Annotated in this window: 20 protein-coding genes; 9 read left to right on the forward strand and 11 right to left on the reverse strand. The window is 70.2% G+C overall.

Annotated elements, in window-relative coordinates; genetic code table 11:
* Positions 1 to 21: 21 nt before the first annotated feature.
* The gene (rarD, locus tag MNQ95_RS08695) at positions 22 to 912 is read left to right on the forward strand and encodes an EamA family transporter RarD (protein WP_241954397.1); all 891 of its coding nucleotides are present in this window, start codon (positions 22 to 24) and stop codon (positions 910 to 912) included.
* A gap of 362 nt (positions 913 to 1,274) precedes the next feature.
* On the opposite strand, the gene MNQ95_RS08700 is transcribed toward rarD, so the two are convergent.
* The 4 genes from MNQ95_RS08700 to MNQ95_RS08715 all read right to left on the reverse strand — a co-directional run bounded on the left by MNQ95_RS08700 (position 1,275) and on the right by MNQ95_RS08715 (position 5,823).
* Positions 1,275 to 2,585 carry an ABC transporter permease gene (locus tag MNQ95_RS08700; protein ID WP_241952614.1) on the reverse strand — a complete coding sequence of 437 codons (1,311 nt, stop codon included), beginning with the start codon at positions 2,583 to 2,585 and terminating at the stop codon, positions 1,275 to 1,277.
* A gap of 12 nt (positions 2,586 to 2,597) precedes the next feature.
* The gene (locus MNQ95_RS08705; RefSeq protein ID WP_241952615.1) at positions 2,598 to 3,755 is read right to left on the reverse strand and encodes an ABC transporter permease; all 1,158 of its coding nucleotides are present in this window, start codon (positions 3,753 to 3,755) and stop codon (positions 2,598 to 2,600) included.
* Between the two features lie 12 nt (positions 3,756 to 3,767).
* Positions 3,768 to 4,457, reverse strand: a complete 690-nt coding sequence (locus MNQ95_RS08710; protein WP_162411343.1) for an ABC transporter ATP-binding protein — start codon at positions 4,455 to 4,457, stop codon at positions 3,768 to 3,770.
* A 115-nt stretch (positions 4,458 to 4,572) separates the two neighbouring features.
* Positions 4,573 to 5,823, reverse strand: coding sequence for an efflux RND transporter periplasmic adaptor subunit (locus tag MNQ95_RS08715; protein WP_241952616.1), 1,251 nt, complete (start codon positions 5,821 to 5,823; stop codon positions 4,573 to 4,575).
* Positions 5,824 to 6,105: 282 nt separating this feature from the next.
* On the opposite strand from MNQ95_RS08715, the gene MNQ95_RS08720 reads away from it, so the two are divergent.
* The 5 genes from MNQ95_RS08720 to MNQ95_RS08740 all read left to right on the forward strand — a co-directional run bounded on the left by MNQ95_RS08720 (position 6,106) and on the right by MNQ95_RS08740 (position 11,893).
* Positions 6,106 to 7,098, forward strand: coding sequence for an ABC transporter ATP-binding protein (locus MNQ95_RS08720; protein WP_241952617.1), 993 nt, complete (start codon positions 6,106 to 6,108; stop codon positions 7,096 to 7,098).
* Positions 7,098 to 7,868, forward strand: a complete 771-nt coding sequence (locus tag MNQ95_RS08725) for an ABC transporter permease (protein WP_241952618.1) — start codon at positions 7,098 to 7,100, stop codon at positions 7,866 to 7,868. Before MNQ95_RS08720 ends, MNQ95_RS08725 begins: the two co-directional genes overlap by 1 nt.
* A gap of 14 nt (positions 7,869 to 7,882) precedes the next feature.
* Complete coding sequence (locus MNQ95_RS08730; RefSeq protein ID WP_241952619.1) at positions 7,883 to 9,085, forward strand: sensor histidine kinase; 1,203 nt, start codon at positions 7,883 to 7,885, stop codon at positions 9,083 to 9,085.
* 517 nt (positions 9,086 to 9,602) lie between these two features.
* Complete coding sequence (locus MNQ95_RS08735; RefSeq protein WP_241952620.1) at positions 9,603 to 10,205, forward strand: response regulator transcription factor; 603 nt, start codon at positions 9,603 to 9,605, stop codon at positions 10,203 to 10,205.
* 56 nt (positions 10,206 to 10,261) lie between these two features.
* Entirely contained in the window at positions 10,262 to 11,893 is a 1,632-nt protein-coding gene (locus MNQ95_RS08740; RefSeq protein WP_241954398.1) for a sensor domain-containing diguanylate cyclase, read from the forward strand.
* 105 nt (positions 11,894 to 11,998) lie between these two features.
* Here MNQ95_RS08740 and MNQ95_RS08745 read toward each other — a convergent pair whose 3' ends face one another.
* The 7 genes from MNQ95_RS08745 to MNQ95_RS08775 form a co-directional block, all read right to left on the reverse strand.
* A complete protein-coding gene (locus tag MNQ95_RS08745; RefSeq protein WP_241952621.1) occupies positions 11,999 to 13,384 on the reverse strand; it encodes a leucyl aminopeptidase family protein in 1,386 nt (461 codons plus the stop codon).
* Positions 13,381 to 14,109 carry an HAD family hydrolase gene (locus MNQ95_RS08750; protein ID WP_162411352.1) on the reverse strand — a complete coding sequence of 243 codons (729 nt, stop codon included), beginning with the start codon at positions 14,107 to 14,109 and terminating at the stop codon, positions 13,381 to 13,383. The genes MNQ95_RS08745 and MNQ95_RS08750 overlap by 4 nt, the downstream gene beginning before the upstream one ends.
* A 626-nt stretch (positions 14,110 to 14,735) precedes the next feature.
* Positions 14,736 to 15,851, reverse strand: coding sequence for an AI-2E family transporter (locus MNQ95_RS08755; protein ID WP_162411353.1), 1,116 nt, complete (start codon positions 15,849 to 15,851; stop codon positions 14,736 to 14,738).
* Positions 15,852 to 15,906: 55 nt separating this feature from the next.
* Complete coding sequence (locus tag MNQ95_RS08760) at positions 15,907 to 16,356, reverse strand: protein sip-5 (protein WP_162411354.1); 450 nt, start codon at positions 16,354 to 16,356, stop codon at positions 15,907 to 15,909.
* Positions 16,353 to 16,895: a phage holin family protein gene (locus MNQ95_RS08765; RefSeq protein WP_241952622.1), complete on the reverse strand. Its 543-nt coding sequence runs from the start codon at positions 16,893 to 16,895 to the stop codon at positions 16,353 to 16,355. The genes MNQ95_RS08760 and MNQ95_RS08765 overlap by 4 nt, the downstream gene beginning before the upstream one ends.
* A gap of 16 nt (positions 16,896 to 16,911) precedes the next feature.
* Complete coding sequence (locus MNQ95_RS08770; protein WP_162411355.1) at positions 16,912 to 17,271, reverse strand: hypothetical protein; 360 nt, start codon at positions 17,269 to 17,271, stop codon at positions 16,912 to 16,914.
* 140 nt (positions 17,272 to 17,411) lie between these two features.
* Positions 17,412 to 18,869, reverse strand: a complete 1,458-nt coding sequence (locus tag MNQ95_RS08775) for a Do family serine endopeptidase (protein WP_241952623.1) — start codon at positions 18,867 to 18,869, stop codon at positions 17,412 to 17,414.
* A gap of 526 nt (positions 18,870 to 19,395) precedes the next feature.
* Between MNQ95_RS08775 and MNQ95_RS08780 the strand changes: the two genes are divergently transcribed.
* The 3 genes from MNQ95_RS08780 (at position 19,396) to MNQ95_RS08790 (ending at position 23,236) form a co-directional block, all read left to right on the forward strand.
* On the forward strand, positions 19,396 to 21,552 hold the full coding sequence (locus tag MNQ95_RS08780; RefSeq protein ID WP_241952624.1) for an adenosylcobalamin-dependent ribonucleoside-diphosphate reductase: 2,157 nt from the start codon (positions 19,396 to 19,398) through the stop codon (positions 21,550 to 21,552).
* Between the two features lie 130 nt (positions 21,553 to 21,682).
* Positions 21,683 to 22,342, forward strand: a complete 660-nt coding sequence (locus MNQ95_RS08785) for a hypothetical protein (protein WP_241952625.1) — start codon at positions 21,683 to 21,685, stop codon at positions 22,340 to 22,342.
* A 93-nt stretch (positions 22,343 to 22,435) separates the two neighbouring features.
* Positions 22,436 to 23,236, forward strand: a complete 801-nt coding sequence (locus MNQ95_RS08790) for a TSCPD domain-containing protein (RefSeq protein WP_241952626.1) — start codon at positions 22,436 to 22,438, stop codon at positions 23,234 to 23,236.
* Positions 23,237 to 23,287 lie beyond the last annotated feature (51 nt).

Raw genomic sequence — 23,287 nt, forward strand, 5'->3', positions numbered from 1 at the left:
GCCGCAGCGGCGCAGCCGGGCATGGACCGCCGCGGCCTGGCGGTCACCGCCGCCACCTTCGTCATCTGGGGCGTGGTGCCGCTGTACTGGCACCTGCTCAAGGCGGTGCCGGCGCTGCAGATCATGGCCCACCGCGTGGTCTGGAGCGCGCTGCTGGTGGTCGGCTGGCTGCTGCTGCGCGACGGCTGGGGCTGGCTGCGCAGGCTGGCCGCGCAACCGCGGGTGCTGCCAGCCCTGGCGGTGAGCAGCGTGCTGATCGCGGTCAACTGGGGGTTGTACATCTGGGCGGTCAATGCCGGCCACGTGGTCGAGACCAGCCTGGGCTATTTCATCAACCCGCTGGTCAACGTGGTGCTGGGCGTGCTCGTGCTGCACGAGCGCCTGCGCCGACTGCAATGGATCGCGATCGGTTGCGCCGCCGCGGGCGTGGCCTGGCTGACGGTCAGCGCCGGTTCGCCGCCGTGGATCGCGCTCGGACTGGCCGCGTCGTTCGGCCTGTATGGACTGGTGCGCAAGCTGGTCTCGGTTGATCCGGTGGCCGGGCTCGGGCTGGAGAGCCTGTACCTGTTCCTGCCGTCGCTTGCGTACGTGCTGTGGGCCGAGAGCGGGCACGGCGGTGGCTTCACCGGCGACTGGAGCCTGCGCACCGACCTGCTGCTTGTGTTCGGCGGCGTGGTCACCGCGGTGCCGCTGATCGGCTTCGCCTACGGCGTGCGCCGGATCCCGCTGAGCGTGGTCGGCCTGCTGCAGTACATCGCGCCGACGCTGCAGCTGCTGCTGGGCGTGTGGTTCTTCCACGAACCCTTCGACGCGGCGCGCGCGCTGGGCTTCGGCGCGATCTGGCTGGGCCTGGCGATCTACGCCGGCGAAGGCCTGTGGCGCAGCCGGCGCAGGGTGCCGGCTGCGGAATAGACGAGCGAGTCGAGACGCATCGCGGCTTCGTGCTTTTGCAGGAGCGGGCACGACCGCGACACCGACATCCTTTGAATCACGACGGCGTCGCCCGTACCCAGGGCGTCGGTGTCGCGGTCATGCCCGCTCCTACGCGACGGGGTATGTGGGCTGTCGGTCCGTACGGCGGAACCAGCGCGCCGTCGCCGCGCCGTACGACAAGCATGACGTGCGTGGACCGGCCACCTCGCCCCGTGCACGGAACTGGCGCAGCACGGCGCACCATGACGTGCGAGGGTCACTGCCTTCTACCTGGATCCGGTGACAGTGCGATGCCAGCGCCGGCTCCGTTCATCGGAGCCGACACCGGATGCCGCGGACCGTCAGAGCGCCCGCAACGCCGTCGTGATCGGCAACCGCGCCGCGCGCAGCGCCGGGAACAGGCCGCCGACCAGTCCAATCCCCAGCGCCCACTTGAGCCCCGACCACAGCAGTTCGGGCGTGACCTTGAACTGGAACACCACCGCGCTGAAGTTGCTGCCCATGGTCGAGGCGCTGTAGCCGTTGAAGATCAGCCACGCCAGCAGCCCGCCAAGGATGCCGCCGAGCAGCGCCAGCAGCATCGTCTCCAGCATCACCGCCATCACCACCGGCAGGCCGCGGAAACCAATGGCGCGCATCGTCGCGATCTCGCGCGCCCGGCCCGCGACCGCCGCGTACATGGTGTTGAGCGCACCGAACACCGCGCCCACCGCCATGATCGCGCCGATCACCGTGCCCAGGATCGTCAGCAACTGGTTGAGCTGGCCGCTCTGCTTGGCGTAGTAGGCCTTGGTGGTTTCCACGTCGAGCTTGAGCCGCGGGTCGCCCGCCATCGCCGCCTTGAACTGCTCGAAGCCGGCCTTGCCCTCGGTGCGCACGCTGACCAGCTGCCAGGCGCCGCGGTTGTAGGTGCTGGCCAGGGTCTGCGCGTCGGTCCAGATCTCCGAATCGTGGACGTCGCCGGAGGCGAACTTGCCCACCACCTGCCACTGCTGGTTGCCCAGGGTGAGCGTGCTGCCCACGTCGAGGTCGCGGAACTGCTTCTGCGCGCCCTGGCCGACGACGATTTCGCGCAAGCCGCTGCCGTACTTGCGGCCCTCGACGATCTTGACGCTGTCGTGCACCGCCCAGCCCAGTTCGCCGACGCCGCGGAACTGCGCGTTGACGTCGTTGCCGTCCTCGCGCGAGACCAGGTTCACGACCTGCGACAGTTCCGGCGACACCAGCGGCCGGCCTTCGCCGTCGCGGGCGATGCCGGGCAGGCTGGAGATCAGCGGGACCTGGTCGCGCATGATCACCGAGTTGGTCTCGGCCTGCGAACCGCCACGCAGCACGATCGCGGTGTTCTCGTTGCCGGTGCTGTTCATGGTCGTCTGGAAGCCTCGGCCCATCGACAGCATCGCCACCAGCACCGCGACCACGCCGGCGATGCCCACGACAATTACCGACGAAGCGCCCCAGCGCTGCGGCAGGCTGGCGATGCCGATCCCGGTGGCGGCCAGCGCCAGCCGCCCTTGGCGGGTCAGGAACAGCCACAGCGCGAGCGCCACGGCGACGGCGAGCACGCCCTGCCAGGGCAGCATGATCCACGCGACCAGGCCCACGACGAGCAGCAAGATCGTGAGCAGGTTCCAAAGCCATTGCTTGTTCATGGTCAGGTTTCCTCAGCGGCCAGCCAGTGCATCGACGATCTTCAGCCGCTTGGCGCGCAGCGCCGGCAGCACGCCCACCACCAGGCCGATCAGCACGATCAGCACGGCGCCCACGATCCAGGTCTGCAGCGGGATGGTCGCCGGCAACATGCCCTGCGCCTTGCTCGCCAGGCCCGGCAGGATCACCCGCGCCAGGGCCATGCCGATCACGCCGCCCAGCCCCACCAGCAGCACTGATTCCACCAGCACCAGCCACAGCACCGTGCCGTCCTTGAAGCCCAGCGTCTTGAGGATAGCCAGCTCGGGAATGCGCTCGCGCACCGCCTGGGCCATGGTGTTGCCGGTCAGCAGGAGCAGGGTGAAGAACACCGCGCCCATGATCGAGGTGACGATCAGGCCGATGTCGGCGAACTGCTTGGCGAAGGACTGCTGGAACGCCGATTCGGTCTGGCTCTTGGTTTCGCGGTCGGAGTTCATCGACAGCGCATCGATGGCCTGGGCCACACGCGAGGCGTGCGCCGGGTTGTCGAGGGTCACCGTGTACCAGCTCACCTGGCCCTTGATGTAATCGTTGGATTCGTCGAAGTACTTCCAGTTCATCACCAGCTGGCGTTCCTCGCCGCTGGCCGCGGCACGGTCCTTGGAACGGAAGATGCCGACCAGTTCCAGCGGCCAGTCGTTGCTGCCCTGGCGCGGGAAGATCGTCGCCTGCAGCGGGATGGTGTCACCGACCTTCCAGCCGAATTCCTTGGCCAGGGTTTCGCCGACCACCGCGCCGGTGCGCGTGTCCTGGAACGCCTTGAGCTGCTCGGGCGGCAGCTGCAGGTTGGAGTACACGTCGAAGTAGTTCGGCGCCACCGAGAAGCTCGGGAAGAAGTTCTTCGGATCCTGGTAGATGCCGCCGAACCACATCGCGTAGGTGGCGTCCTTGACCCCGGGCACGGTGCGGATCTGCTCCTGCAGGCGCACCGGCAGGCTCTGGGTGATCGACAGGCGCGAAGTGGTGACCAGGCGGTTTGCGCCATCGACGCTGCCGCCGGAATTGAACGCCACGCGCACCGAGTCGAGCATCCCGAACAGCAGGAACGCGGTGACCACCGAAAGCAGGGTCAGCAGGGTCCGCGTCTTGCTGCGGAACAGCTGCGCCCAGACGAGCGAGAAGTATTTCATCGCTGCACTCCGTCAGTGCGCGGCCGGCGCATCGGCCAGCTCGCCCTTGTCCAGGTGGATGGTATGGGTGGCGTATTCGGCCGCCTTCGGATCGTGCGTGACCATGATGATGGTCTTGCCGTGCTCGCGGTTGAGCATCTGCAGCAGGTCGAGGATCTCCTCGGCCGAATGCCGGTCCAGGTCGCCGGTGGGTTCGTCGCAGATCAGGAAGGTCGGGTCGGAGACGATCGCCCGGGCGATCGCCACGCGCTGCTGCTGGCCGCCGGACAGTTCGTTGGGACGGTGGCTGCGGCGGTCGGCCAGGCCGACCAGGGTCAGCGCGATCTGGGCGCGGCGCGCGCGGTCGGCGCTGCCCAGCTTGGTCAGCAGCAGCGGCAGCTCGACGTTCTTCTGCGCGGTGAGCATCGGCATCAGGTTGTAGAACTGGAACACGAAGCCGACGTGGTGGCTGCGCCAGCTCGACAGCTGCCCGGCCGAAAGGCGGTCGATGCGCTCGCCCTCGATCTCGATCTCGCCGCCGCTGGGCGTGTCCAGGCCGCCGATCAGGTTGAGCAGGGTGGTCTTGCCCGAACCGGACGGGCCCATCAGCGCGACGAAATCCCCCTTGGGGATGTCCAGGTCGATGCCATGCAGCACCTGCACCTGCTCGGGGCCGCGCTGGTAGGTCTTGGTGACGTTGCGAAGGTTAACCAGGGCCGTCATCGCTTTGCTTCCTTGTCGTGGCCGTCGCGGATGGCACGTCGGCGGGTTCGGGATGGTGCGGAACAGTTCGGAAGGTGGTTCGTGTGGTGCGGCGCGTTTGTCACGCGCCGCGGGGTTACTGTCCTTCGGCGCCGGCCAGGCGCACGCGGTCGCCGTCGGCCAGGGTCTCGGGAACATCAAGTACCACCGTTTCGCCGGCGGTCAGGCCCGACAGCACCTGGCGGTCCTGGCCCATGGCGATGCCCGGCTTGACCGCGCGCTGTTCGACCGTGTCCTCGTTGCCGAGCACGAAGGCCACGTCGCTTCCGTCGCGCTGCACGATCGCCGCGGCTGGCACGCGCACGCCCTGCGGCTTCTGCTCGCCGGGTTCGCGAGCCTGCTCGAGGAAGCTCACCCGCACACCCATGTCCGGCACGATGCGCGCGTCCTTTTCCTTCAGGGCGACGCGCACCTTGACCGTGGCCTTGCCGCGGTCGGCGGCCGGAATGATCGCGATCACCTCGCCCGGGATGCGCCAGTCCGGATAGGCGTTGAGCACGATCTCCACCGGCATCTTCGGCTGCACGCGGCCGATGTAGGACTCGCCGACCTCGACCTCGACCTCCAGCGACTCCATGTCGACGATGGTGCCGATGCCGGTGCGGGTGTAGCCGCCGGTCGCCAGCGGCGACACGATCTCGCCCGGCTGCGCCGCCTTGGAGGTGACGATGCCCGAGAACGGCGCGCGCACGATGGTGTTGTCCACGCCCTGGCCGGCGATGCGCAGCTGGTCGCCGGCGACCTGCGCGTTGCGTTGCGCGGTCACGAGCTGCGCACGCAGCGCGTCGCGCTGGGACACGGCCTGCTCGTACTGCGCGCGCGACACCAGCTGCTGGCCCACCAGCGAGGACAGGCGTCGCGCGTTGGCCTCGGCATCGACCAGCTGGGCACGCACGCTGTCGGCCTGGCTGTGCGCCGCCGACACCTGCGACGCGGCCAGCGCGCGCTGGGCATCGGCGTCGATCGGATCGAGCCGGGCCAGCACCTGGCCTTCCTCCACGCGCATGCCTTCCTCGATCAGTACTTCCTTGACCCGGCCGGTGACCTTGGCCGACACCGTGGCCATGCGCCGCGCGACGATATAGCCGCTTGCATCCAGGACCGACGCGCTGGCGCCACCGGCGCCGGAAATGGCGACCACCGGCGCGGTGCGCACTTCGGGCGCCTTCTCGCCACCGAGCACCAGCCATGCGACCACGGCGGCGAGCAGCACGGCGGCGGCCACGGCCAGGCCGATCCACAACCCGCGCCGCGACGGCGGCGGCGTGGACGGTGCCTTGCCGCGTTCGATGCGGAGTTCCTTGAGCAGTTCAGCGGAAGCGTTCATCAGGTTCTCGTTGCGATCCCGGTCCAGTGTCGGCGGCAAGGGTACACGGCGGCCAGCTGCCGGAAGTCACTTTCTGGCGAAGGGCGACCACGCGGGATGGAATACCTCCATGCCAGGACGGACGACGGTGGTGTGGTTCGACACGCCGCCCGGGCACCGGTGCATCCTGCCGATGCGCGGACGCACGGCGTAGTGACAGCTGTCATGCGCTTGGCATGGCATCGACGACTGCCGCCGCCGGCGCGTGCGGCGGACACTGCGGCCACCTGCACGGAGACCGCCATGGATACCGCCACCCGCGTCGTCGCCCCTGTCGTCGTCCCCATCGCCGCGGGCGACACCCGGAAGCCGGCGGCGTGCCCGCCGCTGGCGCGCCTGCACCAGGCCAGCAAGCGCTTCGGCGATGTCCAAGCGCTGGACGGACTGGACCTGGAGCTGCATGCCGGCCAGGTGCTGGCCCTGCTCGGGCCCAACGGCGCCGGCAAGACCACCGCCATCGGCCTGCTGCTGGGCCTGCACGCGCCCGACGCCGGCCGCGCCGAACTGTTCGGCCTGCCGCCGCAGGCACTGGAAGCGCGCCGCGGTATCGGCGTGATGCTGCAGACCGCCGGCATCCCCGACACCTTGAAGGTGCGTGAGCTGGTCGACCTGACCCGCAGCTACTATCCGCAGCCGCGCGACATCGACGCGTGCCTGGCGCTGGCCGGTTTGCAGGACCTGCAGAAGCGTCGCTACGGCCAGTTGTCCGGCGGCCAGCAGCGACGCGTGCAGTTCGCGATGGCGCTGTGCGGCAATCCACGGCTGCTGTTCCTGGACGAGCCGACCACCGGCCTGGACATCGACGCGCGGCAGGCGCTATGGCGCGCGATCCGCGAACTGGCCGCGCAAGGCTGCGCGGTGCTGCTGACCACGCACTACCTGGAAGAGGCCGAGGCGCTGGCCGACCGGGTGGTGGTGGTCGACCACGGTCGCCTGCTGGCGCAGGGAAGCGTCGAACAGATTCGCGCCCGCGTCGCCCAGTGCCGGATCGGCTGCGCCTCCATTCTGTCGGCCGCGGCGGTGGCCGCCTGGCCGGGCGTGCAGGAAGCGGTCGTTCGCGATGGCCGCCTCCAGGTCGTGGCGGCGGACGCGGAAGCGGTCGTGCGCCGGCTGCTGGCCGAAGATCCGTCGCTGTCCGGTCTGGAAGTTCATCGCGCGGGCCTGGCCGACGCCTTTCTCGCCCTCACCGCGCACTCTGGCGCAAAGCAAGCACAGCCCGAAGAGGAGGTCGCCTGATGGACGCCATCGACCGTTCCACGCCCGTGCGTTTCTCCGCCTCGCGCGCCTACATGCAGGAGGCCCGCTACGAATTCCTGCGGCTTTGGCGAACGCCGTCGTTCTCGCTGCCGTGCCTGCTGTTCCCGGCGGTGTTCTACCTGCTGTTCGGCGTGCTGCTGGGTGGCCGCGGCGGGCCGGACGCGGCGCGTTACATGCTGGCCGGCTACAGCGTGTTCGGGATCATGGGCGTGGCCCTGTTCGGTTTCGGCGTCACCGTGGCGATGGACCGCGAGCAGGGCCTGCTGACCCTCAAGCGCGCCCAGCCGATGCCGCCGGGCGCGTACCTGGCGGCGAAGGTGGCGATGGCGATGCTGTTCTCCACCGTCATCCTCGCGCTGCTGGCCGCACTGGCCATCGGCGTGGCCGGCGTGCGCCTGGCACCGGCGCAATGGCTGGGCCTGGTCGTGGCCTGCCTGCTCGGCGTATTGCCGTTCAGTGCGCTGGGCCTGTGGCTGGGCACGCTGGTCGGCGCGCGGGGCGCACCGGCGCTGATCAACCTGGTCTACCTGCCGATGGCGTTCCTGTCGGGACTGTGGGTACCGCTGTCGATGCTGCCCGGGCTGCTGCAGGAACTGGCACCGGCGTGGCCGGCGTACCATCTGTCGCGGATCGCGCAGGCGCAGGTGGGGTTCGGCGACGGCGCGCCGCTGGGGCTGCACGTGCTGGTGCTGCTCGGCGTGACCGTCCTGTTCCTGGCCCTGGCGCGTCGTCGCCTCGCTACCCCCTGATCCGAGTCCCCGCCATGCACACCGTCCCGCCCAATCGCTTCGTCCCCGGATGGATCAAGGTTGCGCCCGATTCGCTGCTGGCCGCCAGCCAGTCGCGCGGACAGCCCGCATGGATGGAGTTCATCCACGTGCTGTGGACGATGTGGGTGTTCGTGGTGCCGGTGTTCACCCCGCAGGGCTACAACGCGTTGTGGTGGGCGCTGACCGCGCTGTCCTATCCGCTGTTCCTGGCCCTGTACGTGGGCACGCTGGTGCTGCCCGCGCGCTGGGTCGCGCCGTGCGCCGCCGGCATGCTGGTGCTGTGCCTGGCACTGCTGCGCTGGTACCCGTCGGGCATGAGCTACTTCGTGTTCGGCTGCGTGATGCTCGGCGCGCACCGCTGGCGCAGCGGCTGGCACTACGCGGCGGTCCTGCTGCTGGCCAACGTGTGCCTGGTGGTCCTCGCGCGTTCGATCGGTTACCCGTGGTCGGCGCTGGTGTGGCTGCCGGTGACCACGCTGGTGGTCGGCCTGATCGTCCACGTCGAGCGCCAGCGCCACCACAAGGACGCCGCGCTGCGCCTGTCGCAGGACGAAGTCCGGCGCCTGGCCGCCACCGCCGAGCGCGAGCGCATCGGCCGCGACCTGCACGACCTGCTCGGCCATACCCTGTCGCTGGTGGCATTGAAGGCCGACCTCGCCGGGCGCCTGCTGCAGCGCGACCCGGAAGCGGCGCAGCGGGAGATCGGCGAACTGGGCCAGGTCGCGCGCGATGCGCTGGGCCAGGTCCGGCGCGCGGTCACCGGCATCCGCGCCGCGGGCCTGGCCGCGGAACTGGCGGCGGCCAAGGTGCTGCTGCAGGGCGAGGGCATCGACCTGCAGGTCGACGTGCCCGAGGTCGCGATGCCGCCGGAACAGGAAACGGTGCTGGCGTTGTGCCTGCGCGAAGCGGTGACCAACGTCCATCGCCATGCGCGCGCCAGCCGGGTACGGGTATCGCTGACGGGCGATGCGCGGCAGTGGCGGCTGTGCGTGGAGGACGACGGCCGTGGCGGCGTGGTCCGGCCGGGCAATGGCCTGGACGGCATGCGCGAACGCCTGCAGGTGCTCGGCGGCGCCCTGCGGATCGAGCCGGCGCCCGGACGCGGCACGCGCCTGCTGGCCGACCTGCCGCACTGGCAGGCCGGTGCGACCACGCCACCGGCGCATGCCACGCGCACCGACGCCCCGCTGTCGTAGGAGCGGGCACGACCGCGACACCGACGCCGTAGCGCAGGCGACGCCCCCGCGATTCCGGCGGCGTCGGTGTCGCGGCCTGAAGTCCGCTCCTACAAGGGCGCGTGGTCTCCGCTGTCGTAGGAGCGGGCAAGACCGCGACACCGACGCCGTAGTGCAGGCGACGCCCCCGCGATTCCGGCGGCGTCGGTGTCGCGGCCTGAAGTCCGCTCCTACAAGGGCGCGTGGTCCCCGCTGTCGTAGGAGCGGGCACGACCGCGACACCGACGCCGTAGTGCAGGCGACGCCCCCGCGATTCCGGCGGCGTCGGTGTCGCGGCCTGAAGTCCGCTCCTACAAGGGCGCGTGGTCTCCGCTGTCGTAGGAGCGGGCACGACCGCGACACCGGCGCCATCGCGCAGGCGACGCCCCCGCGATTCCGACCACGCCACCCGTGCGCCTCTGGCGGCCAGCAACCAGGACAGGTACCGCGAGTACGACTTTTGCTACCGTCACCCCATGCCTGCACTGACCCCATCCCGATGATCCGCGTGCTCCTGGCCGAAGACCAGGCGATGGTCCGCGGCGCGCTGGCCGCGTTGCTGGGCATGGAATCCGATATCGAGGTCGTCGGCGCCGTGGCCGATGGCGAGAGCGCCTGGCGCGAAGTGCAGCGCCTGCAGCCCGAGGTGCTGGTCACCGACATCGAGATGCCCGGCCTGACCGGCCTGGAACTGGCGCAGCGCATTCAGCGCCACGAGCTTCCGATCAAGGTGGTGATCGTCACCACGTTCGCCCGCGCCGGATTCCTGCGCCGCGCGCTGGAGGCCGGCGTGGTCGGCTACCTGCTCAAGGATGCGCCGGCCGAACGCCTGGCCGAAGCGCTGCGCAAGGTCCGCCACGGCGGCCGCGCGATCGATCCGGAACTGGCGGTGGAAGCCTGGGGTGAAGCCGATCCGCTCAACGACCGCGAACGCCAGGTGCTGCGCCTGGCCGGCGAGGGCAGGTCTTCCGGCGAGATCGCCATCCAGCTGAACCTCTCGCAGGGCACCGTGCGCAACTACCTGTCCGAGGCGATCGGCAAGCTCGGCGTCGGCAACCGCATCGAGGCCGCGCGCATCGCCCGCCAGCGGGGTCTGCTGTGACCGCCGCGCGCAAGCGTCCGCTGCGCAGGACCAGCCAGGCCGGACTGCTGCTGGCGATGGCCGTGTTCGTCGCGATCGGCGTGGGCGTGCTGCTGGGCGCGCAGCGCTTCATCGCCGATGCCAACCAGGTGGCCCATACCAACGAGGTCATCGCCAACGTCGACGCCTTCGAGGCGCGCCTGCGCGATGCCGAAGCGGCGCAGCGCGGCTACCTGCTCACCGGCAACATCGACTACCTGGCCGCCTACCAGGTCAACCGCGAACAGCTCGGTCCGCTGCTGGACCGGCTGGCGGCGCTCGTCAGCGACAACCCGCAGCAGCAGGCGCGCGCCGGTGGCCTGCGCGACCTGTCCGATCGCCGCATCGAGCAGGTCGAGGCCAACCTGGAGCGCTACCGCAGCGCCGGCCTGAGCGCCGCGCAGGTGGGCCTGGACCAGGACGTGCTGCAGGTGTCGTCGGACATCCGCAACCAGGCCAGGCAGCTGCGCGATCGCGAGCGCGAGCTGCTGGTCGCCCGCGACCGTTCCAGCCGGCGCAGCGCCGACCTGCTGCGCGCGCTGGCGTTGCTGGGCATTCCCTTCGGCATCCTGGTGATCGGCCTGGTCTACTGGCGCCTGGTCGGCGAGATCCGCCGCCGCGCCCGCGCCGAACGCGCCAACGCCGAGACCCACCGGCGCCTGCTGGACTCGGTGCAGCAGCTCGAGCGCCAGAGCGCGGACCTGGCCGAGCTCAACCGCTACGGCGGCCTGCTGCTCAGCTGCGCCAGCACCGAGGAGGCGGTGCAGCTCACCACCCAGCTGCTGTCGCACCTGCTGCCGGCCGCCGGCGGCACGCTCTACCGCATCCGCGCCTCGCACGACTACGCCGAGGAGCTGGCGCACTGGGGCGAGCATGCTTCGCACAGCGCCGCGATGGTGGCGCCCGCGCAATGCTGGGCCCTGCGCCGCGGCCAGCCGCACCTGCTCCATTCCGGCCGCGAAACCCTGCGCTGCGAGCACATCGAGCCGCCGGCGATCCATGTGGCGCTCAACGCCGCGTGCATCCCGCTGGCTGCGCAGGGCACGCAGCTGGGCTTCATCTACCTGTCCTCGCAGGACCCCGCGTTGCTGGAGCGGATGGACCTGGTCCAGGCCGCGGCCGAACACCTTTCGATGGCCCTGCACAACCTGCAGCTGCAGGAGCGCCTGCGGCTGCAGTCGATCCGCGAGCCGTTGACCGGGCTGTTCAACCGCCGCTACCTGGAAGAGTCGCTGGCGCGCGAGCTGGCCCGCTGCGGCCGCCGCGGGCTGCCGCTGAGCCTGATGATGCTGGACCTTGACCACTTCAAGGCGTTCAACGACCTGCATGGCCATCCCGGCGGCGACACCCTGCTGGCCGCGTTCGGCCAGCTGCTGGCGCAGCACGCGCGCGCCGAGGACATCGCCTGCCGCTACGGCGGCGAGGAGTTCACCCTGATCCTGCCCGAGGCCGAGGCCGACGCCGCGCTGGCCATCGCCCGGCGCCTGGTCGAGGCGGTCCGGCAACTGCGGGTGCGCCACCTCGGCCACGAGTTGCCGGCGGTGACGGTCTCCATCGGCGTCGCCAGCTGGCGTAGCGGCAGCGAAGACGGCGAAAGCCTGCTGCATCGCGCCGACGAGGCGCTCTACCGGGCCAAGCGCGCGGGTCGCGACCGGGTCGAGCTCGCCTGAGCGGGGCCGGGGCAACGCCTCCCGCGTGCCGCAGGTGCGCCGCGCGCCGGTGCTGCGACCCGGCGGAGCGGGTCTACCCACCGGCTGCCCGTCGGCCGCGTGCGATCAGCCGCCGTAGCGCGCCTTCAGCAGCGCCCAGGCCGAACGCAGGCCCAGCGCTTCGCCGCCGGCGGGGCGGCCGGCGCGGCTGCTGTCGTTCCAGGCGTAGGTGTCCAGGTGCGCCCAGGGCGTGCCGCCGGGCACGAAGCGCTCCAGGTACAGCGCCGCGGTGACCGCGCCGGCCATGCGCGAACCGGCATTGGCCAGGTCGGCGACATTGCTGGTCAGGTAGCGCAGGTACGGGCGCCACAGCGGCATGCGCCACACCGGGTCGCGGGTCTGCTCGCCGGCCGCCAGCCAGGCCGCGGCCAGCGCGTCGTCATTGGCGAACAGCGCCGGCAGGTCCGGCCCCAGGGCGATGCGCGCCGCGCCGGTGAGCGTGGCGAAATCCACGATCAGCGCCGGCTTCTGCTCGCCCGCATAGGTCAGCGCGTCGCACAGGATCACCCGGCCCTCGGCGTCGGTGTTGTCGATCTCCACGCTGACCCCGGCGCGGGTGGCGATCACCTCGCCCGGCCGGAACGCGTCCGGACCGATCGCGTTCTCCACCGCCGGCACCAGCAGGCTCAGCCGCACCGGCAGCTTGCGCGCCATCACCAGCGCGGCCAGCGCCAGCGCGTGCGCGGCGCCGCCCATGTCCTTCTTCATGTTGCGCATGCCGTCGGCCGGCTTGATGTCCAGGCCGCCGGTGTCGAAGCACACGCCCTTGCCGACCAGCACCACATGCGGATCGGCGCGGCTCTCGGGAGATTCGAAGCCCCAGCGCAGCTCGATCAGTCGCGGCGCGCGGTGCGAGGCGCGGCCGACCGCGTGGATCGCCGGGAAGTTGTGCGCCAGCAGCGATTCGCCGGTCACCACCTCGATGTGCGCGCCGTGTTCGGCAGCCAGCTCGCGGGCGATGGCTTCCAGCTGCGCCGGGCCCATGTCCTGGGTCGGCGTGTTGACCCAGTCGCGCACGCGCATGGTCGCCAGCAGCACGTCCAGCGCTTCGTCGTCGAGCTGCGGCAGGCGCAGCCGCGCCGGCGCGCGCGGCGGCGTCTTGTAACGGTCGAAGCGGTAGCTGCCCAGGCCCCAGCCCAGCTGCAAGGCGACCCGCTGCGCGGCCGGCAGGTCGGTGGCCGGCGCCCATGCACCCGGCGGCAATGCGGTCGGCGCATGCGCGTAGCTGCACGGATCCAGCGGATCGCCGATCCCGACCACCGCGCCGCCGATCCCGCCTTCGCCCGGAAGCAGCGCCACCGAACCGGCGCCGGGCTGGAATTCCTGCGCATCGAGCCACGCCGCCACGGCGGCCGGCTGCGTCGCGCGCCAGGCGCCATAGCCGTCGCGGTCGAGCAGGTGCATCGGAAGCGCGGAAGCGCCGGTATCGGCGTAATGGGACTGGGGGTTCATGCGGCGTGGTCCGTGGCGATGTCGCGTTCGGGGAGGTGCGCTTCCAGCCAGTCGGCGAGCGCGGTGAGGGTCGTGTATTGCAGGTCGGGCACGATCTCCGCGTGCGCCCATTCGCGCGCCTCGCGGTTGATCCAGCAGCTGCGCAGCCCGGCGCGCGCGGCGCCGGCGACGTCCATCTCGACGTGGTCGCCCACGTGCAGGACGTGCGCCGGGGCGCATTCCAGGCGTGCGCACGCGGCCAGGAAGATGCTGGCCTCGGGCTTGGCCGCGCCGTGTTCGCGCGCGCCCAGCTGGAAGGCGAAGTGGTGGGCGATGCCGACCCGCTCCAGGTCCGCATTGCCGTTGCTCAGCGCCGCCACCGGCACCCGCGCCGCGATCCGGGCCAGTGCGTCGAGTGCGTCGGGGTAGTACTCGACCTGGTTGCGCGCGGCGTAGAACGCCTCGTACGCCGGCTCGAGCAGGTCCAGGCTGGCGCCGCTGCGTTCCAGCGCTTCGGCCAGGGTCAGCCGGCGCAGTGCGGACAGGTCATGGTGCAGGTGCGGGTTGTCGCGGAACGAACGCTCGCGCAGTTCGCGCATCGCCGCGACCGGGTACATCGCCGCCGTCGCCGGGCTGTGCACGCCCATCCAGTCGTGCAGCACCTGGTCGATGCGCGCGCCGATCGGCGCGAACGGCCACAGGGTGTCGTCGAGGTCGAGGGTGATGGCGCGGACGATGAAGCTCACGGCGCCATTCTACCGCGCACCGCCGGGCCCGGCCGCCCGCCGCCCTTCGTAGGAGCGGGCATGACCGCGACACCGACGCCGCCCCCGATCGAGGTTGCCGGCATTCCGTCTCACCCCCCCAACCTGGCCCCGTGTCATGGCCATCAGCCCTGCACGAATGGAAGTGCAGGACGGATGCAGGGATCATGACGTCATCGCCGCCGCCACCCGCCCAGGTGTCGCGGTCATGCCCGCTCCTACAGGACATGTCCGCCGCCACGCTCCGTACCCCTCCACCTGCCGCGCATTGCAGGAGCGGGCACGACCGCAACTCCGGCGCGCCCCCGACCGACGCCCTGGAAATCCCCCTCGCCGCCGTAGGAGCGGGCATGACCGCGACACCGACGCCGCAAAATGACCGACGCCCCAGGATTCCGTCTCACCGCCGACCAGGAATGTCCGCCGCCGCGGCCCCCGTCATGCACGAGCGGACATGCGGCAGGATGGATGCGCGAATCATGGCGGCATCGCGGCCGCCGGCCACCTCGGTGTCGCGGTCATGCCCGCTCCTACAAGAGCTGCGACGGGGCATGCCCTTCAGGCCGCGAAGCGACACCGCCGGAACCGAGGGGGCGTCGCCTGTGCCTTTACTCCAGCAGCTTGGCCCAGCCGCCCATGCCGTCCAGCTGCGCCAGCACCAGCTTCACGCAGACCAGCAAGGGCACCGCCAGCAGCAGGCCGATCAGGCCCCAGAGCCAGCCGAACAGCATCAGCGCCAGGATCAGCACCAGCGGCGACAGCGCCATGCGCCGGCCCAGGACAATAGGCGTGATCACCTGGCCCTCGACCGTGTGCAGCAGCAGGTACAGCGCTGCCGGCAGCAGCGAGTGCCAGGTGTCGTCGAAGGCGATGAAGCCGACCAGCAGCATCATGCACATGCCGATCAGCGGCCCCACGTAGGGCGCGTAGTTGAGCAGCATCACCATCGTGCCCCACAGCAGCGCTTCCTGTGCCGGGAAATCCAGCACGTAGAGGATGCCGGCGAAGGCCAGGCCGACCACCGCGTTGATCACGCTGATGGTCAGCACGTAGCGCGAGACCTCGCGCTCGATCGATTGCAGGATCTCGACGGTGAACTTCTTCTGCTGGCGCCCGGGCATCAGCGCGATCGCGTTGCGCTGCAGGTTCTCGCCGTAGACCATGAAGAAGAAGGTGAGCAGCACCACCGCCAGCATCGAAGCGGCCACGCGCGGGGTCCGGGTCAATACCGCATAGGGGTCATCGACGCGGGTGCGCACCACCTGCACCTTGCGGTTCGGATCGCCGGCCGCCGCGCGGGCCATGTCTTCGGCGATGCGGTTGGCCTCGTGCATCGGCCGGGTCAGGTCCTGCAGCTGGCGGCCGAGCTTGCGCGCCTCGCGCGGCGCCTGCTCGGCCCAGGTGGTGGCCGGCGCGGCCAGTTGCACGGCCAGCGTGCCGGCCAGCGCCAGGCCGGCGCACAGCACCAGCAGCGCAGCCAGGAAGCGCGGCACCCAGAGCCGGCGCAGGCCGCGGATCAGCGGATTGCCGATCAGGGCGAAGAACGCGGCCAGCAGCACCGGCAACAGGATTTCCTGCGCCGCCCACAGCGTGTAGCAGACCGCCAGCGTGGCCAGCACCAGCACGGCCGAAGAAGCCCGCGGCCGCGCGAGCGGCCCCTGCGGATCGGCCGCTTCGGGCAGCGGCGGGAGGGGATCGGCGTGCGGCGGCGGGATGGCGGACATGCGGACCCTGGGCGACAGGCCGGAGGCCGGCCGCGGAAGAAGAAGGAAAGGGAGGTCAGCGTTCGGAAACGTCGGTGGCCGCTTCGGCCGGTGCCGGCGCGCGCGTCCGCAACGGGTCGCTGGCCGCGGGCACGGGGGCCACCGGCGCGACCGGCGCCTGCCCGGTCGCCTCGGCCACGTTCTGGTTCGCGGCGGCGGCCTCCTGCGCGGCCACGTCGGCGGCTTCGCCGGCTTCATGCGAAGCGGCGGCCGCCTGCAGCGAGGCGAGCATGCTCGAGACCGTGCCCAGCATCTGCAGCCAGCGCGTACCACCGACCTTGGACAGCGGTTCGGCGCGGCCGACCAGGAACCCCGACAACAGCCCGGCGATCACGATCCGTCCCGGCGACCAGCCGCGGCGCCAGGCCTGGCCGAATTCCTGCCGGTGCACCTGCGCGCGATCCATGCACGATTCCACGCGCCGCTCCGCGCGCTCGACCCGCTGCCGCAGCAGCTCGAACCTCATCGCGGCCGCTCCTGTGAAAGCGGGTCCTGCGAGGGCGTGGCCGCCATGGTCAGCGACGCGGCGACCGCATCGGCGCGCGGCGCCTCGCCGTTGCCGTCGTCGTCATCCTCGCCGTGTTCGTCGAACACGCCCATGCGGCTGAGCTGCCGGCGCGTGGCGTGCAGGCCCATGTAGTCGAAGAAGCGCGAGGTCCGCCATGCGGCCAGGCCGGTGATGGCCAGGTTGAACAGCGCCGCGATGCTCAGCGACGCCAGCCAGGACAGGCCGAAGCGCTGCATCAGCGCCACCCCCGCGGCGGTGGCCAGCAGCCACGCCGAGGCGCCGAACACCACGGCGACGCCGGCCCAGGCGATGCCGCGGCCCAGCGCGCTGCGGGCCAGCGCCAGGTCGGCAGAAAGCAGCGCGCGCAGCGAACGCAGCGAGTCCTTCGTCGCACCCAGCGTCGCCTTGCCGGCTTCGCTGACCGCACGCAGGCTCTCGTCCAGCGGCGGCGGGGGAGTCGCGTCCCCCGCCTGTTCCGTGCGCTCCCCTTCGCTCATCGCCGCGGCGATCCGCTCAGCGGTCGCGACGGGTCAGCGCGGCGACCAGCCAGCCGGCGGCGAAGGCTACGCCGAAGGAGGCCAGCGGGCGCTCGCGGATCAGCTCGGAGGCGCTGTCGATCAGGTCACGGCCCTTGTCCATCAGCGCGTCCATCTGCTCGCGCGCGGCGTCGCCACCCAGCTCCGCGGCGGCCAGCCCGGCCAGCGCGCTGTCGGCCAGTTCGGCCTTGACGTTGGCACGGCCCAGGCGCAGCTCGTCGGTGGCGGCACCGGCCGCCCCGCGCAGCGCCTCACCGGCGGCACCGGCGGCGGTCTTCAGGTGGGAGCCGGCTTCGCTCAGGTTGTCCTTCATGTTCTCGGTGGAGGTGGGGCTCATCGTGGGTCTCCTTGGCCGGGTAGGGCCTGCTGCAGTGGGTGGCAACGCCATGACGGCGGGACGTGGCCATGGAAGCATGGGCCCGGTGTAGGCCCTGTCATGGAAACTTTGCACGCGACATGCGGAACGCCAGGCCGCGCTCAGCGCATCGGCAGCCTGCCCTGCACGTTACCGCGAGTGACCAGCAGCACCAACTGCGCCGGCGGCTGCGCCAGGCTGCTGCGCAGCGCGGCCAGGTCGTCGACCGCGCCGGCGCTGGTGGCACCGATCACGTCGCCCGCGCGCAGGCCGTTCTGGGCGGCGCGGCTGCCGGCCTGCACCTCTTCGACCAGCACGCCGCGGCCGCGGGCCTGGCGCTGCGCCTCGGGCAGCTCGGCCAAGCGCGCGCCGGCCAGGCGCGCGTCGACCGAAGCGCCATCCAGCGCACGCGGCTGTTCGCGCAGGGTCGCGTCGAGCTTCAGCGTCTTGCCGTCGCGCAGCACCTGCAGGGGCACCTTCGCCCCGACCGGCTGCAGGCCTTCGAAGTTGTGCAGCGACAGCGGGTCGGCGATGCGCTGGCCGCCGGCCGACACGATCACGTCGCCCGGCTTGAGCCCGGCCGCCGCCGCGCCGGAGTCGGCGTACACCTGGGTCACCAAAGCACCCTGCTGGCCCTCGGCCAGCCCCAGGCTGCGGGCCAGGCGCGGGTCCAGCGCCTGCGTGTCCAGGCCCAGCGTGCCGCGCCGGACCTCGCCGGTGGTGACCAGCTGGTGGACCACGTCGCGGGCGAGGTTGGAGGGAATGGCCAGGCCCAGGCCGATGTTGCCGGCCATCGAGCCGCGCGGGTTGAGGCTGGCGGTATTGATGCCGACCAGTTCGCCGCGCAGGTTGACCAGCGCGCCGCCGGAGTTGCCCGGGTTGATCGACGCGTCGGTCTGGATGAAGTTCTGGTAGCCCAGGCCGCGGATGCCGCTGCGCCCGACCGCGGAAACAATGCCCGAGGTCACCGTCTGGCTCAGCCCGAACGGGTTGCCGATCGCCACCACGTAGTCGCCCACCCGCAACTGCCCGCTGTCGCCCAGCGGCAGGCCCTTGAGGTCCTGCGCCGGGATCCGGATCAGCGCCACGTCGGTGTCGGCGTCCGAGCCGAGGAACTCGGCCTTGAGCGTGCGCCCGTCGGCCAGGGTCACCGACACGTTGTCGGCGCCCACGACCACGTGGTGGTTGGTCATCACGTAGCCGCGCTGCGCGTCGATGATCACGCCCGAGCCCAGTGATTCGTTGATCCGCTCCTGCGGCACCTGCGGGAACAGGCGGCGGAACATCGGGTCGTCGAAGAACGGGTTGCGCACCGCCACCCTCTGCTGGGTGTGCACGCTGACCACCGCCGGCATCACCCGTTCGAGCATCGGCGCCAGCGACGGCATCGCCTGGCCCTCGACCAGCGGCGGCAGGCTGGCCGGCTGGGCGACCGGCAGCAGCGGCGCGGGCGCGGGCACCGGCGCGGCGGCCGGGGCGGCTTCGGCGCGGTTCTCCAGCAGTTCGTTCATCGCGGTGGCGGCAAAACCACCGAACGCGGCGGCGGCAGTCAGGGCGATCAGCAGGGGGGTGCGGCGCATCGGACCGGGTTCCTCGGCAGGGTCGGGAGGTATCGGGCCGGCCGGGTGCGCGAACGTGCGCGCCGGTGGCCGGTCGATCATGAAGCTGAACGAGTCTGCTGCGCGCGAATTTAACGGCTGGTGAAGTGGGTTTCGGGCACCGGCGGCCGGGGCCGTTTCAACCTCCGCCGACGGCGCCCGCGGCAGGGTCTGGAACACCGTGAGGAGCGTCACGCAAGTGGTTGACACTGCCGGGGACCGGGGGTAGCTTGACGGCCTGTTGCGCCACTAGATGTTGCGGTGCGACGGAATCCAGGCCCAAGCGATGGTGTTTTCCTGAACACGCCTCGCCAAGCCCAATCGCCGGGGGGTGGCGAGCGGATGCAGCAGGAAAACACAGTCGGAAACGGCCTTTCAGGCCATAAGGAACCCACCGTCTGACCCGGCGAGCGGCGCGTACCCACGCGACCCGCCGGCCTTGCCGTCCCCGTTCCATCCGTCCCTCCGGGCTATGAGATCCAGCTGCGGTAAAGGAGAAACCAACAGCATGAGCACGGTGCGCCTCGAAGTGGTCCAGGACAACACCAAAGCCAGCGGCGAAATCCCGCTGCAGCCCGCCTCCCAGGACATCTGGGACAAGAAGTACCGCCTGAAGACCAAGCAGGGCGTTCCGCTGGATGCCGACATCGACGGCACCTACCAGCGCGTGGCCCGGGCCCTGGCCGACGCCGAGGGTACCGACGAGAAGAAGGCCTACTGGTACGAGCGATTCGTCTGGGCGCTGCGCCGCGGCGCGATCCCGGCCGGCCGCATCACCTCCAACGCCGGCGCGCTCGAGCACAAGCCGGCGACCAGCACGATCAACTGCACCGTGTCGGGCACGATCACCGACTCGATGGACGGCATCCTGGAGAAGGTCCACGAGGCCGGCCTGACCCTGAAGGCCGGTTGCGGCATCGGCTACGAATTCTCGACGCTGCGTCCGCGCGGCGCGTTCGTCGCCGGCGCCGGCGCCTACACCTCCGGCCCGATGTCCTTCATGGATATCTACGACAAGATGTGTTTCACCGTCTCCAGCGCCGGCGGCCGCCGTGGCGCGCAGATGGGCACGTTCGACGTCAGCCATCCGGACGTGAAGGACTTCATCCGCGCCAAGCGCGAAGACGGCCGCCTGCGCCAGTTCAACCTGTCCCTGCTGATCACCGACGGCTTCATGAAGGCCGTGGCCGACGATGACGACTGGCCGCTGGTGTTCCCGGTCAGCGCCAAGGAGCAGGGCGACTTCGACCTGGCCGACGCCGACAAGGTGGTCTGGCGCGACTGGCCGACCCACGCCAACTACGTCACCCGCGACGACGGCCTGGTGGCCTGCAAGGTGTACGGGCACATCCGCGCCCGCCACCTGTGGGACATGATCATGGTCTCCACCTACGACTTCGCCGAGCCGGGGTTCATCCTGATCGACAAGGTCAACGAGATGAACAACAACTGGTGGTGCGAGAACATCCGCGCGACCAACCCGTGCGGCGAGCAGCCGCTGCCGCCGTACGGCGCCTGCCTGCTGGGCTCGGTCAACCTGACCACCTTCGTGCGCGACCCGTTCACCGACAAGGCGCGGTTCGACTGGGAGGAATACAAGGAAGTCGTGCGCGTGTTCACCCGCATGCTCGACAACGTGGTCGAAGTGAACGGCCTGCCCCTGCAGCAGCAGCGCGACGAGATCATGCGCAAGCGCCGCCACGGCATGGGCTTCCTGGGCCTGGGCAGCACCCTGACCATGCTCAAGATGAAGTACGGCTCGCCGGAAAGCCTGGAGTTCACCGAGCAGGTGTCGCGCGACATGGCCGTGGCCGGCTGGGAAGTGGGCCTGTCGCTGGCCATCGAGAAGGGCGCCGCCCCGATCATGGAAGAGCGCTTCGAGGTCACCGCGCAGATGCTGCGCCAGCGCCCGGAAATGGCGAAGGACGGCTGGCGCCTGGGCCAGGAAATCCCCGGCAAGGTGCTGCACGCCCGTTACAGCCGCTACATGCAGCGCATCGCGTCGGTGGCGCCGGAGCTGGTGGACGAGCTGGCCGAAGTCGGTTCGCGCTTCACCCACCACAGCTCGATCGCCCCGACCGGCACCATCTCCCTGTCGCTGGCCAACAACGCCTCCAACGGCATCGAGCCGTCGTTCGCGCACCACTACAGCCGCAATGTGATCCGCGAAGGCAAGAAGTCCAAGGAAAAGGTCGACGTCTACAGCTACGAGCTGCTGGCCTACCGCCACCTGGTCAACGCCAAGGCGATGCCGTTCTCCGAAGCTGCCGACGCGCAGCTGCCGGAGTACTTCATCTCCGCCGACGACATCCATCCCAAGGAGCACGTCGACGTGCAGGCCGCCGCCCAGAAGTGGGTGGACAGCTCGATCTCCAAGACCGCGAACGTCCCGACCGACTACCCGTACGAGGACTTCAAGGACATCTACCGCTACGCCTACGAGCAGGGCCTGAAGGGCTGCACCACGTTCCGCTTCAACCCGGCCGCCTTCCAGGGCGTGCTGGTCAAGGAGAAGGACCTGGAGAACACCACCTACCGCTTCGAGCTGGAAGACGGCTCGGTGATGGAGGTCAAGGGCAACGAAGAGATCGAGTACGACGGCGAGACCCACACCGCCGCCAACCTCTTCGATGCGCTCAAGGAAGGGTATTACGGCAAGTTCTGATGCTTGCCAGGGTCGCGGCGCGCGCTTCTTCCGGGCGCCCGCCGCGGCCGGTTCCTCGCAGCACGGCGCCCGGAATGCAGGTGAAGTTGTCCCGATTACCACACAGAGAGCGCCCCCAGGAGGGCTCCCCATGAGCAATGGCAATGGTGTGACGGCGACCCTCTCCGAGGCCGCCGAGTCCGTGAAAGAGAAAGCGGCCGAAGTCGGCCACGCGATCAGTGCCACCGCCAGTGGCGCGGTCGCCAGCGCCGGCAAGAGCGTGACCAAGGCGAAGAAGGCCGCCAAGAAGACCGTGACCAAGGCCAGGAAGGCGGCCAAGAAGACCGTCGCCAAGGCCACCAAGGCGGTGAAGAAGGAAAGCGCCAAGGTGACCAAGGCGGTGACCAAGACGATGTCCAAGGCCAAGAAGAAGCTGACCGCCGCCAAGGACAAGGCCACCGCCGAAGCCGACGCGCTGCGCAAGAAGCTGGGCAAGAAGAAGCCGGCCAAGAAGGCAGCTGCCAAGAAGGGTGCAGCCAAGAAGACCGCGAAGAAGGCTGCCGCCAAGAAGGCTGCACCGAAGAAGGCCGCGGCCAAGAAGGCGGCAGTGAAGAAGGCGCCGGCCAAGAAGGTCGCTGCGAAGAAGGCTGCGCCGAAGAAGGCCGCCGCCAAGAAGGCAGTGAAGAAGGCCGCGCCGAAGAAGGCCGTCGCCAGGAAGGCCCCGGCGAAGAAGGCTGCGCCCAGGAAGGCGGCCGCCAAGCGCGCGCCGGCCAGGAAGGCGCCGGCCAAGAAGGTCGCCAAGAAGAAGTAAGCAGTACCCGTCGCACCCCCTTCCCTCCCCAGCCGGGGAGGGAAGGCGGCGGCGTCCCCGCCGCTCCCACGCACCGCTCACAGGACACGCAAGATGGCCGTCAAGATCGACAAGAAAATCAAGGGTTACGCCGTGCTTACCGCCGAAGACAAGGCGCGCGAATCCGCGCCGCCGGTGGTCGCCGCGCCGGTGGACCGGGCCACGATCGAGGCCGAGGCCGCCAAGGACAACATCATCCACATGCACGAGCGCATCGAGCGCCCGGAAGTCCTGATCGGCAGCACCTACAAGATCAAGTCGCCGATGGTCGAGCACGCCATGTACGTGACCATCAACGACATCGTCCTCAACGCCGGCACCGAGCACGAGCTGCGCCGCCCGTTCGAGGTGTTCATCAACTCCAAGTCGATGGACCACTTCCAGTGGATCGTCGGCCTGACCCGCATCATGTCGGCCGTGTTCCGCAAGGGTGGCGACGTGACCTTCCTGGTGGAAGAGATGAAGGCCGTGTTCGACCCGCGCGGCGGCTACTTCAAGGCCGGCGGCGTCTACATGCCCTCGCTGGTGGCCGAGATCGGCGCGGTGGTCGAAGAGCACATGAAGTCGATCGGCCTGATCCACGACCCGGAGATGAGCGCCCACACCAAGGCCCTGATCGCCGAGAAGCGCAAGCAGTTCGAAGACCGTTCAAAAAAAAACAGTGACCTGACCGCGGCGGGCGTTGCTGCCCAAGCGGGCGCCGCGAGCGCTGGCACCGAAGACATCGCCGTCACCGGCGACGGCACCAGCTTCCCGCCCAGCGCCACCATGTGCCACAAGTGCAGCACCAAGGCGCTGGTGATCATGGATGGGTGCGCGACCTGCTTGAATTGCGGTTACAGCAAGTGCGGGTGAGTGAATAGATATTGAAGGTTGAGCAAAGGGCTGGGTGCCGATGGTTGCCCG

The organism is Pseudoxanthomonas daejeonensis, assembly GCF_022637495.1.
Classification (GTDB): Bacteria; Pseudomonadota; Gammaproteobacteria; order Xanthomonadales; family Xanthomonadaceae; genus Pseudoxanthomonas; species Pseudoxanthomonas daejeonensis.